Source organism: Flavobacterium sp. N1719 (genome assembly GCF_025947045.1).
In the GTDB taxonomy this organism is placed as follows: Bacteria; Bacteroidota; Bacteroidia; order Flavobacteriales; family Flavobacteriaceae; genus Flavobacterium; species Flavobacterium stagni.
On the sequence record NZ_CP109993.1, the window covers coordinates 1146912 to 1159854 of the forward strand.

14 protein-coding genes are annotated in these 12943 nt (G+C 37.0%); 3 read left to right on the forward strand and 11 right to left on the reverse strand.

Annotation, left to right across the window (positions count from 1 at the left end; all coding sequences use genetic code 11):
* Position 1 precedes the first annotated feature (1 nt).
* The 10 genes from OLM45_RS04670 to OLM45_RS04715 form a co-directional block, all read right to left on the reverse strand.
* Positions 2-832 carry a mechanosensitive ion channel family protein gene (locus OLM45_RS04670; RefSeq protein WP_129459998.1) on the reverse strand — a complete coding sequence of 277 codons (831 nt, stop codon included), beginning with the start codon at positions 830-832 and terminating at the stop codon, positions 2-4.
* A gap of 4 nt (positions 833-836) precedes the next feature.
* Complete coding sequence (locus OLM45_RS04675; RefSeq protein ID WP_264512367.1) at positions 837-1676, reverse strand: pseudouridine synthase; 840 nt, start codon at positions 1674-1676, stop codon at positions 837-839.
* A 59-nt stretch (positions 1677-1735) separates the two neighbouring features.
* Complete coding sequence (gene murI, locus OLM45_RS04680) at positions 1736-2515, reverse strand: glutamate racemase (RefSeq protein WP_264512369.1); 780 nt, start codon at positions 2513-2515, stop codon at positions 1736-1738.
* A 65-nt stretch (positions 2516-2580) separates the two neighbouring features.
* Complete coding sequence (locus OLM45_RS04685) at positions 2581-3078, reverse strand: OmpH family outer membrane protein (RefSeq protein ID WP_264512930.1); 498 nt, start codon at positions 3076-3078, stop codon at positions 2581-2583.
* Positions 3079-3112: 34 nt separating this feature from the next.
* Positions 3113-4123, reverse strand: coding sequence for an OmpH family outer membrane protein (locus tag OLM45_RS04690; protein ID WP_264512371.1), 1011 nt, complete (start codon positions 4121-4123; stop codon positions 3113-3115).
* Between the two features lie 34 nt (positions 4124-4157).
* Positions 4158-6878 (reverse strand): outer membrane protein assembly factor BamA, encoded by a 2721-nt coding sequence (gene bamA, locus OLM45_RS04695; protein WP_264512372.1) that lies wholly within the window; start codon positions 6876-6878, stop codon positions 4158-4160.
* A complete protein-coding gene (locus tag OLM45_RS04700) occupies positions 6799-7551 on the reverse strand; it encodes an isoprenyl transferase (RefSeq protein ID WP_264512374.1) in 753 nt (250 codons plus the stop codon). The genes bamA and OLM45_RS04700 overlap by 80 nt, the downstream gene beginning before the upstream one ends.
* A gap of 3 nt (positions 7552-7554) precedes the next feature.
* On the reverse strand, positions 7555-8235 hold the full coding sequence (locus OLM45_RS04705) for a DUF6089 family protein (RefSeq protein WP_264512376.1): 681 nt from the start codon (positions 8233-8235) through the stop codon (positions 7555-7557).
* Positions 8236-8398: 163 nt separating this feature from the next.
* Entirely contained in the window at positions 8399-9283 is an 885-nt protein-coding gene (locus tag OLM45_RS04710; RefSeq protein WP_264512378.1) for an NAD kinase, read from the reverse strand.
* A 3-nt stretch (positions 9284-9286) separates the two neighbouring features.
* The gene (locus OLM45_RS04715) at positions 9287-9949 is read right to left on the reverse strand and encodes an acetoin utilization protein acuB (protein WP_264512932.1); all 663 of its coding nucleotides are present in this window, start codon (positions 9947-9949) and stop codon (positions 9287-9289) included.
* Positions 9950-10039: 90 nt separating this feature from the next.
* Here OLM45_RS04715 and OLM45_RS04720 point away from each other — a divergent pair, with 90 nt between their 5' ends.
* Complete coding sequence (locus OLM45_RS04720) at positions 10040-10753, forward strand: pyridoxine 5'-phosphate synthase (protein WP_264512380.1); 714 nt, start codon at positions 10040-10042, stop codon at positions 10751-10753.
* 49 nt (positions 10754-10802) lie between these two features.
* On the forward strand, positions 10803-11567 hold the full coding sequence (locus OLM45_RS04725; RefSeq protein WP_264512382.1) for an alpha/beta fold hydrolase: 765 nt from the start codon (positions 10803-10805) through the stop codon (positions 11565-11567).
* A 68-nt stretch (positions 11568-11635) separates the two neighbouring features.
* On the opposite strand, the gene OLM45_RS04730 is transcribed toward OLM45_RS04725, so the two are convergent.
* Positions 11636-12454, reverse strand: coding sequence for a T9SS type A sorting domain-containing protein (locus OLM45_RS04730; protein ID WP_264512384.1), 819 nt, complete (start codon positions 12452-12454; stop codon positions 11636-11638).
* Between the two features lie 97 nt (positions 12455-12551).
* On the opposite strand from OLM45_RS04730, the gene OLM45_RS04735 reads away from it, so the two are divergent.
* Positions 12552-12896, forward strand: coding sequence for a phage holin family protein (locus OLM45_RS04735; RefSeq protein WP_264512386.1), 345 nt, complete (start codon positions 12552-12554; stop codon positions 12894-12896).
* Positions 12897-12943 lie beyond the last annotated feature (47 nt).

A 12943-nucleotide genomic window follows, 5' to 3' on the forward strand; every position in this document is an offset into this window, starting at 1 on the left:
TTTATTTGGAAACATCCCGAACAAACGGTTGAATGGTGATTCCTTTTTCGTCAAAAGCCGTTTTACATTGTTCTAAAATATCCGAAGACACTTTTCCAAAATCTTCATTTTTGCTCCACGGACGAATGGCCAAATGAATCGCGCTGTCGGTTAAATCACGCACCAATACTTCAGGAGCCGGAGTCTTCAATACGTTGGGATGGTTGTTCATCACTTCCAATACAATCGTTTTAGCCGCTTTGATATCCGTGTCATAAGAAAGCGAAAACATCAAATCGGCTCTGCGTTTTCCCGCAACCGAATAATTGGTTATAATGCCGTTAGAAAGTATCCCATTCGGAATGAGGATGGTTTGGTTATTTCCCGAGACTAATTTGGTGACAAAAATTTGAATATCAGTAACAGTTCCAATAGCTCCTTGTGCTTCAATCGTGTCACCCACTCGGAAAGGTTTGAAAATAATAATCAAAACACCGCCTGCAAAATTGGAGAGCGATCCTTGTAATGACATTCCAATAGCCAAACCAGCAGCTCCTAATATGGCTACAAATGAGGTGGTTTCTATGCCGAGTTTGGAGATAAAAGTTACAAAGAGTAAGGCGCGTAAACTCCACAATAAACTACTGGACAAAAATTCGGCGAGCGTGCGTTCCACTTCTTTTTTCTCCATGATTTTCTTTGCCATCCGTGAAATAAAGCGGATAGCATAGAGTCCGATTAAAAGAATGACAAATGCAGAAACTAAACGGGGAACGTAATCGATAATTACGTTGTAAAATTCAATCGAGTAATCTTTCACAGAAGTCACATACTTTTCCTCTGCTGCCAACATAATCTTAGATATTTTTTAAGTTAATGATTTCTTGATCAGTCAAATGACGGAAGAATCCACGCGGTAAGTTCTTTTTGGTGAGTCCGGCAAACGAAACCCGGTCTACTTTTAGTACATCGTATTTAAAATGTTCGAATATGGCACGTACCACTTTTACATTGGCGGTACGCAATTGAATTCCAATCTCAGTTTTGGGTTGGTTTTCGATATAACTCACTTCGTCTGCATAAATACGGTGTCCATCTAAGGTAACTCCTGCGGCAATGCTTTCTAAGTCTTCAAACTTTAAATTACGATCTAAGGAAACCTGATAGATTTTAGTAGACTTTTGTTGGGGTTTTGAAAATTTTAAAATTAAATCCGTGTCGTTGGTTAAGATTAATAATCCTGTAGTGGATTTATCCATACGACCAATCGGCTGTAATTTTGTGCGAGTGGTACTTTTTAAAAGTTCCAAAACATTATGTGCACTGCCACTATCTTCCCCGGATGTGGTGAAGTTTTTGGGTTTATTGAGTAAATAATATTCTTTTTTTCCTGGTGTAATTTCCGTGCCGTCAAAGTTTACGACATCGCCGGGTTTTACTTTGAAGCCCATTTCTGTGATGACTTCACCATTCACTTTTACATTCCCTGAACGAATATAAATATCGGCATCACGGCGGGAACAAATGCCTGAATTGGCAATGTATCGATTCAAACGAATTTCGTCTGGATTTTCCTTCACAACCGGTTTTTCAGTTTTCTTTGGTGCAGAAGTTTTTTTAAAGGGCTTTTTTGTCCCTTGAGGTTTGGGAGTATAATTGGGTTTTTTGCCCGAACGATTGGAGTTAGAACGATTCATTTGCCTTAATTTTTGGCAAAGATAACCCTTTTATTATAAAGCATGAGATTACAAGGATATCAAAATTCTTTCTGGAAAACTTTACAGTTGGATCCTACAAAACTTTGAAGCACTTCTGGTTGACTGTTGGTGTAGAAAATTTGTTCTGCAGGCGTGGTTAAATCGTGTAATCCACAGGTTTCCTGTAGTACTTTTTGCGTTTGTCGTGCCACGGCTTCACCGGAATCAATAATGGTAATATGGGGTGGAAGTATTTTTTTAATTTGAGGAATCAAATAGGGATAATGGCTACAACCCAAAACCAAATAATCAATATCCGCAGCAATCATAGGTTGGAGGTAGGAATTGAGCAATTCGAACATTTCAGGACTATTTATTTGACCATTTTCAATCAATTCCACCAAGCCATGACCGATTTGTTCAACAAAGGTTACATTTTGGTATTGTTGTAAACTGTTGTGAAATAGGGTGCTGTTTATGGTTCCTTTTGTGGCTAATATTCCAATTTTTTGGGTTTGTGAATGGAGCGCGGCCGGTTTTATAGCCGGTTCTATACCAATAAAAGGAACTTTGTATTTTGACCGAAGTTCTTTAATCGCATTTGTGGTAGCGGTATTGCAGGCTACAACAATAATTTTGCAATTCAGATTCAGTAAATATTCTGTGTTTTTACAACTTAGGGCAATAATCTCATCTTTCGATTTTATGCCATACGGTGCGTTCAAACTATCCGCTAAAAAGAGCGTAGCTTCATTGGGCATTAATTGATGAATTGCCTTCCAGATGGAAGTGCCTCCAATGCCTGAATCAAAAAGTCCGATAGGTTGATTGTTGTGCATACACAAAGATAAAAAAATGCCTGTAACAATGGGCTACAGGCATTTTTTATGTGGTAAGGGTTTTATTAAAAACCTAAATCTTTTTTAACATCTACAGTGATATCTGGACCATCTGCTAATAATAAGCTAGAAACATCCAAAACATATTGATATCCTTTTGCTTTTCCAACTTTAGCGATAGAAGCTTTGATTTTTTCTACCAAAGGTTTCATCAAATCACCTTCTTTTTTCTGGATATCCGTTTGTGCATTTTCTTGGAAATCACTGATACGTTTACCCATATCTTGCATTTCTTGTTGACGGGTTTGGTTTACAGCATCAGAAACAGTGGCTGCTTCAGCTTCGTATTTTTTCCCTTTTGCTTGATATTCTTCAACCAATGTTTTGTACTCTTTACTGTAGTTTTCAGTAAGTTTTTCCAATTGTTTTCTTGCCTCAATCATCGCAGGCATTTTAGTCGTAATATCATTTACATCAACATGTGCAGTTTTTGCTTGTGCATTTGCAGTTTGCATACCCAATACGGCAACAACGGCTAAAATGGCATTTTTGAAAATTTTCATCATTTCGAATTTAATTTAGTGTTTCAATTTATTTTTAAGGTTTGTTGGTTCGTACGCTGTCTTTTGCTTTTTTTGCAGCTTCACGAGCCTCCAATTGTTGTTTGCGTTTTTCCTCTGCCGCTTTTTTGCGGTCTTCTATTAGTTTTTTTCGCTCTTCTAACGATTTGTTTTTAGCGTCTTCTCGAGCAGCTTTCGTTTCTTCTACTTTCGCTTTATCTTCTTCTTTTTTATCAGCTGTTGAAGGTTTATCAGCAGTAGTTGTTTTTGCAGTATCAGAAACTGTGCCAGTTTTTTTATTGTTCTTTTCTTCTAATTGTTGTTTGCGTTTTTCATCGGCCGCTTTTTTACGATCTTCCGCGGCTTGTTTTTTCTCTTCAATTAGTTTTAAACGAGCTGCTTTGCGCTCTTCCATTTGCTTTTGACGCTCCGACATTTCAGGATTGTCGGCGATCATATCTTCTTTTCGTTCTTTTTCTTCTTCCTCTTTGATTTGTTTTTTAGACATTTGTTGACGTCTTTCAGCACGTGTTAATACGCTAATGACACGGTCACTCAAATCGTGTTTTTTTGCTGCAAATAAAATGGTAATATCTGAAGATTTGTCAAAGACATAATCAAATTTACGAGCTTCAGCTAAATCCTGAACCGCGTTGAAAACTTGATCTTGTATGGGTTTTACCAATGTCGCTTTTTGAACAACCAAATCACCGTTGGGGCCAAATCGCTTTTGTTGGTAATCGATGAGTTCTTTTTCTTGAAAAGCAATTTCTTCTTCGCGTTCTTCAATCAATTCTTTGGTTAAAAGAACACGTTCCGTTTTTAATGCTTCTTTTAATTTGGCAATATCATTTTTTTTGGTTTCAATTTCCTGCTTCCATTTTTCTGCTTTTTGATCCAATTGGTTTTTAGCTTCAGCATAGGCCGGAACTTTATCCAAGATATATTCCATATCGATATATCCAATTTTGATTCCTCTAGACTGCGCTATTACAACAGAAGAGGTGGATAATAGCAGTAAAAAAAGTAATGTCAGCTGTTTTTTCATAAACCTTAAAATTGGTAATGCCTAAGCAAATATACTAAAATTGTTGTCCAATAATAAAATGCGTTTGCCAACCCCCTTTTTGTGTTGTGCCAGGGATGTAATCAAATCCATTTGCAAAGTCAATACCTAACAATCCAAAGGCAGGCATGAACACTCGAACACCAAATCCGGCTGAACGCTGTAATAAGAACGGATTATAGTTCTTAAAATTGTCATATGAGGCACCTGCTTCTAAAAAAGTGAGCGCATAAATCGATGCTGCTGCTTTTAAAGTAATCGGATAGCGAAGTTCTAACGTGAATTTATTATAAATCGTTCCACCATTAACCGAAGATAACGATTGGTTGGGATATCCGCGCAACTGAATCATTTCGCGTCCATCCAAAGAGAAGTTGGCCAAACCATCTCCACCCACATAGAAACGTTCAAAAGGAACGACATCACGAGCTGAATTATAAGCACCTAAGAAACCAAATTCGGTTAAACTTCGCAATACTAAATTACCTTGAAGTTTTGTATACGCATCAGCACGGAATTTTACTTTATAGTATTCCAACCAATTATATCGTTTTTGATCGTATTTGGATTGGTCTAAGTCGGCATCTTGATAATTGTCTACTTTTTCATAATACCCGTTCACCAATTTCACGTAATCTCCTACTTGTGGTGGATTTACACCTGGATCTGGATTTGGGTTAACCGGTAATGATGTCGTATATTTTAATTTATACTCGGCTTGATTTTTCAAGGCATTATAATCTACCCCATTAATTAAAGAGTAAGGAGGGGAAAATTTAGTAGTCAAACTAAATTCAGCACCTCGAGTGGGGTAAATAGGATTGATCGCTTTGTTGTTTCGGGTTAATCCTATGCTGATACCGAAGTTTCTCGAACTACCATTACCAAATTTGAATAAACCGGTGTTGTAATTGTTTAAGTTGTAGTATTGGAAACTCAAGTTCCCTGATAAAACAAAATAATCGTCTGGAATGGTTAGTCGTTTTGCCAAACCTACTGAAGCAGAAGTAATGTCAAAACTTCTGGATTTGTCAATACTATTGTATGATCCCGTATATAAGTATTGTTTACTTTGAGAGATTGAAGCTGAGAAACTCACTGGTTTTTTTCCGCCAAACCACGGTTCTGAGAATGAAAAACTGTAGGTTCTAAAGAAAGTACTGGCTTGTAAACGTAAAGCCAATTTCTGTCCATCGCCCATCGGAAGTGGTTTGTAGGCTTCTTTTTTGAAAATATTCTTAATCGAAAAGTTGTTAAAGGAAAGTCCGAGCGTTCCAATAAATCCCCCGCCGCCATATCCGCCTTGGAGTTCTATTTGACTGGATCCTTTTTCAACCAAGTTATATTCAATATCTACCGTACCTGCCGTTGGATCCACATTTTTGAATTTTGGGTCAATAGCTTCAGGGTCAAAGAAGCCCAACTGTCCAATTTCACGAACCGTACGAACCAAATCTTCTTTACTGTATTTTTCACCGGGTTTGGTACGTAGCTCACGATAAATAACTTTATCATTGGTTTTGTCATTACCCACCACGGTAATTTTGTTAAAATAAGCAACAGGACCTTCCACAACACGAATTTCAAAGTCAATCGAATCCTTTTCCGTTTTCACCTCCACGGCATTGATTTGTGAAAAAAGATACCCGTTGTTTTGGTATAAATTGGTGATGTCTTCACCGTCTGGTTTTGACTTATCTGCAATTCTTTTTTCTAAAAGAACCCCATTGTAAGTGTCTCCTTTTTTAATGCTCAACAAACTAGAAAGCACCTGATCAGAATATACCGAGTTTCCTAAGAATTTGATGTTTCCGAAATAGTATTTTCTACCTTCTTCAACACGAATTTTTAAAGCTAATTTTTGTTTCTTTTCATTCAACCAAATCGTATCTGATACAATTCGCGCGTCTCGATAACCCTTTTCTTTGTATTTGTCAACGATTTTGGCAAGGTCTTCGTTGTATTTGCTTTGAATAAATTTCGAGGCTTTGAAAACACGAATCGGATTTTTCTGTTTCGTATTTTTCATCGCTTTTCGCAACTTCGCATCCGAGAATTTTTCATTGCCCTCAAAAGTGATGCTTGCAATTTTGATTTTTTCACCTTTATTGATGCCCACCACCATGTTAACCTGATTGGAAGTGGTGTCCGTTGGAATTGTTTTTACCGAAACTTTTGTGTTGTAGTAGCCTTCCTTACGATATTTATTTTCTAAATAATTACGTGTAGTAGTGATCAAGTTTTCGTTTACAATTTTCCCTTTTGTTAACGAGTTTTCTTTAATTAGATCTTCTACCTTATTCTTTTTAACCCCGTTGATTCTAACTTCGTTTAACTTTGGTAATTCGACAATGCTCAATTCCAAGTCAATAGTATCTCCACGAACTTCCTGAACATAAAAGTCGATGTCGCTAAAAAGGCCTAATTTTCCAAGTTTTTTGATAGCATTACTGATTTGCTCACTGGGTACCGTAATTTCTTGGCCCTTTTCCAATCCGGCAAAAGTAACCACAGTCATTTCATTGTAACTGATTTTTCCTGTTACATTGACTTTTCCTAAGATGTATTTTTTTCCCTTTTCAAAAGGAAGGCGCTCGGTTTCTTGCGCTATACTGTTTCCAATCCCTGTCCCAAAAATGCAGAATAACGTGAGTATTCTAAGTTTTAGGTATATTGACTTGTTCGCTGGTTTTTCCAAATCTTCGTTCTCTTTTTTGGTAATTGATAATGGCCTCATACAAATGTTCTTCTGTGAAGTCGGGCCATAATACATCGGTAAAAAAGAACTCGGCATACGCTATTTGCCAGAGTAAAAAATTACTGATTCTATGTTCCCCGCTTGTTCTAATTAATAAATCAACATCCGGTAAATCGTGTGTGTAAAGATGTTGATTAATAATGGATTCGTCAAGGCTGTCAATTGAAATTATATTATTTTTAACTTTGTCACTGATGATTTTAACAACATTTAATAACTCTTCTCTGGAGCCATAACTCAGCGCCAAAGTTAACGTCATTCTTGTATTGTTTTTTGTTTTTTCCATTACTTCGTGCAATTCTTTAAAAGTAGATTTTGGAAGTAAATTTAAACTTCCAATGGCACTTAGTCGGATGTTGTTTTCTTGAAGTGTTTTTAATTCGCCTTTTAATGATTTAACCAAGAGTTTCATCAATGTTTCCACTTCCAATTTCGGGCGGTTCCAATTTTCAGTTGAAAAGGCATAAAGGGTTAAGTTTTCAATACCTAAACGTGCACAAGTTTCCACCGTAGTTTTCACGGAGCGTGTTCCTCGTTCATGGCCAAACGTGCGCAACATTCCTTGTTGTTTTGCCCAACGTCCATTGCCATCCATAATGATGGCGATGTGTTTCGGAAGATTGTTTTGGTTTAGGTTATTTAATAAACTCATAGTTTAATCTGCACAAAAGCAGGGTTTATTTCCAAAGGTATACGTCAAGGTTAAACCCGAAAACACATACCAATCATTGCTTGTTAAATTTCCAAATTGCAAACTTTGCAAATTGCTATTTTTTGGATTACTTCCGTCTAAATTGTCGGTGAAAGTGTATCGTGCACCGACTTCAAACCCCAGAATCCAATTCGTTGCTATATTTCCTTTAAATCCTACAATCATGGGTATTGCAAAAGTTCCCGAATTGATGTCGACTTTTGTTCTACCGTTGATTACATACAATTCATCATAGTTGGTGTAGGTTAGCCCCGTAAACACATATGGAGTGAATTGTCGATCCATTTGATGTAAATCAAAATCAAAGAAATTAAACTCCAAACCTGCGGTAATTTCACGAACCGTATTGGTGAAATTATAGCCCCGACGTGATCTACCAGTTACCTCTGAATCGAAATCATTAGCGGTTAATCTTCCTTGTAAGAAAGAAATTCTGTACGAATGACGTGTGCTTTTGTTCCATTTATATAATAAACCAAATGTAAGTTCATGTGGGTCTATATAATTGGTTTTTCCAACATCTCCGATATAATTAGCTCCACCAACAAAAACGCCAATTTCGTGAATTTGTGCAGATACGTTGCTTAAAGCTAAAAATAATACCGCTAAAAATAATCGTTTCATTAAATGAAAAATAGCGTGCAAATATAATAATTATCAGTACTTAAATAACATCCAAATGGGATTTCTGACAAATAAAATAATGCACAATTAAACAAGACTTTCGTTCCTATCGAAAGAACCAATTTTAAAACGAAAAAAATAGAGAAGTAGTGTGGTTTACAAGTTAATTTCTTTTGTCTTCACCCCACAATAATTTGTTGCGTAATGTCTTTAAAAAGCTCTCCTCTGGAATTTCAACCATTTTTATAGAAAAAGGATTTTTACGAATGATTAATTCTTCGTTGCGGTTCAAGGTTGCAATTCGTGAGTCTAGGGAAACCATATACTGTTCTTCACGTCCAGAAACCCGTAACCGAATTTCGGTTGTATCTGGAATAACCAAAGGTCGTGCATTTAAATTGTGGGGAGCAATCGGTGTAATAACCCAACTTTTGACATCGGGTGTTAACACAGGTCCGCCACAGCTTAATGAATAACCTGTAGATCCCGTAGGTGTAGCAATAATTAGTCCATCCGCCCAATAAGAAGTAAGGTATTCACCATTTAAATCGGTGTCGATAGTAATCATCGAAGTGGTGTCTTTACGACTTACCGAAACTTCATTCATGGCAAAATTGATTTCAGAAAATGAGGCGTTTGAGGGTTGACATTCCAATTGCAATAAGGTTCGCTCTGAAATGGTATAGCGTTTTTCCAAAACCAATTGTAAAAAAACATCAATATTTTCCTTTTGTACTTTGGCTAAAAACCCTAGTCGACCTGCATTAATTCCTAAAATGGGAATCCCTGAGTTTCGAACAAATGTAGCTGCCCGCAATATGGTTCCATCACCACCAATACTAATCATCAAGTCAAAACTTGAATCTAAATCGGCGTAACTCTGAAAGGTTTTGTATTCTTTTTTTAAAATTTCGTGTTCGTATAATTTGGTAAGAAATTCTGCTTCAATTACCAATTCCACTTGATTGTTGTTGAAAAACAAAAAGATATCCTTAATGATGGGACGGGTGTCGTTTTGGTAATATTGACCAAAGATGGCGATTTTCATACCTTAGATGTTAAGAAAGCGATTTAGATATTCCGAACGTTCTTTCAAGTTGTTTAAATACAGATCCTCATGGTGTTCGGAAACAATATCGTAATTGTATCGTCGAAACGTTTGGATAATGTCATTCATAGGTCCCAATGCTATTTTAAGAGTGATTTCAACACTTTCTGTGTCGGCATCGGAAACAAAAACTCCTAAAACCTTACCATTATTGCTCTCTACAATTTGAGCAATCTGACTCATGGAATAGTCGTTAATGCCTTTTTTCAAGATGATAATACCGCCTTGTTCTTTTAGAAAAGGTGTTTCATGGAAAAACTTTACAATGTCTTCCAACTCGTAATAGCCCAAATAGGCATTGGTTTCTTCATCCAAAACAGGTACAATGTTACTGTGATTTTTAGCAAAAACTTCCAAAACATCCAACCAGATCATGTTTTTTCGAGCAAAAAATCCTTCAAGCGCATAGCGGTAATCACCAATATTTTTATCACCATCAAAAGTTTCTACATCATCAGCTGCGATGCAACCAATATAAACGCCTTCTTGGGTAACTGGAAAGTTTGTAAACGAGACATCAAAAAAGAAATCTTGCGTCTCAGAAATTGTGGTTAAACTGTCCAATGCTTTGTAATCATTGGTGATGTAATCGTTGATAACAGTCATAAGGAACAAAATACAGTGCAAAATAATCATTTTTTTGCTTTAAGTATGCGGAATTTAACTTGTATTTTTGTGTTTTTAAAATTGTAGAAAATGACAAAATTAAGTGTCAACATAAACAAAATAGCCACTTTGCGCAATGCACGTGGGGGTAATGTGCCTGATTTATTACGAGTTGCAACCGATATTCAGCGATTTGGAGCACATGGAATCACCGTGCATCCCCGTCCCGATGAACGCCATATTCGCTATCAAGATGCCCGTGATTTGCGAAGTGTCGTTACAACCGAATATAATATCGAAGGTAATCCCCAACATAATTTTATTGATTTGGTTCTAGAATGTCAACCAGAACAAGTCACTTTGGTTCCCGATGCTATTGGAGCCATTACTTCATCTGCCGGTTGGGATACGGTAAAACATCGTGATTATTTAAAGGAGGTGATTGCCGTATTTAAACGCCACGGAATTCGAACTTCCATTTTTGTCGACCCAGAAGTTGCTATGGTAGAAGGCGCAGTGGCTACCGGTACCGACCGCATTGAGTTGTACACGGAAGCATTTGCACATCAATTCAGTTTAGGGAATGAAAAAGGAATCGAGCCCTATCGAATGGCTGCGGAAAAAGCCGTGGAATTGGGTTTGGGCATCAATGCAGGTCACGATTTAAGTTTGGATAACATTCAGTTTTTTAAGCAAAATATCCCCGGACTATTAGAGGTTTCAATCGGACATGCATTAATTTCAGAAGCCCTGTATTTTGGTCTCGATAATGTAGTAAACATGTACCTTCAAAAATTGAAATAATAGCACAACAATTTATAATTCATAATTTATAATTCATAATTCAAAAGAGATGTTGTTTTCAAGAATTGAAGGGGAAGGCAAGCCCTTAATCATTATACATGGTTTCATGGGAATGTCTGACAATTGGAAGTCATTCTCCTCGCAATACGCTGCCTTAGGCTATCAAGTGCATTTGTTGGATTTAAGAAACCACGGGAAAAGTTTCCATTCCGAAGAATTTAATTACGAAGTCATGATGCAAGATATTGTTGATTATGCGGATGCTCATCAAATGCAACAAATGGATGTGATCGGACATTCTATGGGAGGGAAAATTGCCATGTTGTTGGCCGTTCGTCATCCTGAACGTGTGCGAAAATTAGTTGTGGCCGATATCGGACCCAAATATTACGCGCCCCATCATCAGGATATTTTGGCCGGACTTAATGCCGTGGATTTTGCAATCCAACCTGATCGCGCGCAAGTCGAAGAAATGTTGTATCCCTACATTCCCGATTTTGGAACGCGCCAGTTTCTCATGAAAAATTTATATTGGAAAGCACCTGGTCAATTGGATTTTCGTTTCAATTTGAAAATATTTAATGAGAAAATCGAGGAGGTTGGTGCCGCGTTGCCGGAAAACACTGTTTTCGAAAAACCCGCCTTGTTTTTACGTGGAGGAAACTCGAGCTATATCCTAGATGCTGATTGGGATGGTATTCAACGTCATTTTCCTCAAGCAGCATTGGATACAATTCCGAATGTGGGGCATTGGCTTCATGCAGAGAATCCGAAAGCCTTCTTTGATAGTACTACACGTTTTTTGAAAGATTGATTGTTAAATAATAACACCATAAAAAAAGGCTTCCCAGAGGAAGCCTTTTCTATTTGACAAAACTAAAATTAGTTTTTGATGAATTTTTTCACCGCTTTACCAGCATTCGTGTCAATGTTTACCATATAAACACCAGCAGATAAATCAGCTACGTTTACAGCAACTTCAGTAACATCACCACCGTTAACAGTTTTCACTGTTCTTCCATTGATGTCAACAACTGTAATAGTGTTGATTGTTGTGTTTTCACTGTTTTTGATGTTCAATACATTGTTTACTGGATTAGGGAAAGTACTGAATGAATCAGCTAAAACCTCGTTTGTGCCTAAGTTACCAGAAACTACGAAATCATCAACTGATACTGAATCGGCATCTGTTCCAACATACTGGATACGGATTTGAACATTAGATTGTCCTAAATAAGCCGCCATGTCAATTGAGATGTTCAAAGTAGCATAATCAGTAAATACACCGTAATCCTCTTCTACCCATTCTGTGTTCCATGTCGTTCCGCCATCTGTAGATACACGAGCTAAAATATCACCATTTGGGAATGGGTCAACTTGATACTCATAACCACATTTGATGTTGAAGTTCCAAGTCGCAGATGAATAACCAACCAAGCTAAATGAAGGGCTGGTAATGTGAGCGTCATTTGGGTCTACAATCCAAGCAATACAAGCTGAAGAACCGCCTGTAATGTTAAAAGTGGCTTGTCCAGCTGTTGTAAAGTTAGTGGTAGTTAAACCCCATGGACGATTTGCAACAGCTGTTTCAGTTGTCCATCCTGTTGGAGGCCAATCTGTACCTTGAAAATCCTGAGTAAGGATTTGGCTAAATCCAAAAGAAGAAGCCAATAAAGTCAAAGAAAGTAAAAGTTTTTTCATGTACAAAAATTATTAATTACCTAGCAAACTTAACTAATATTATTAAACCAAACAATTTTTTTTACCTTTAACGCTGTTAAATTTATTTAAATATTTTATGAAACTGCTTGTAAGAGTGTTAATTACGGCATTGATCGTTATGATTTTGCCTTATTTTTTCAAAGGAATTGTAGTCAATCACTTCACAACGGCACTAAAAGTTGCGGTAGTGTTAGGGTTGTTAAACTTTTTGGTTAAACCCATTTTTGTACTTTTTACCTTGCCTATTACGGTATTTAGTTTGGGTTTATTTTTGTTGGTCATCAACGGGATGATGATCATGATTTGTGACTATTTTGTCGATGGCTTTGATGTGAAAAATATCGGCTGGGCCATGCTCTTCAGTGTTGTGCTTTCACTCTCGCAGTCAATCGTTTTCAAATTAACGGAAGCCAAAAAATAAGACTTTAAAAATCAATAGAATAAAAGTTGGACGGGTTGCGGAAAAGT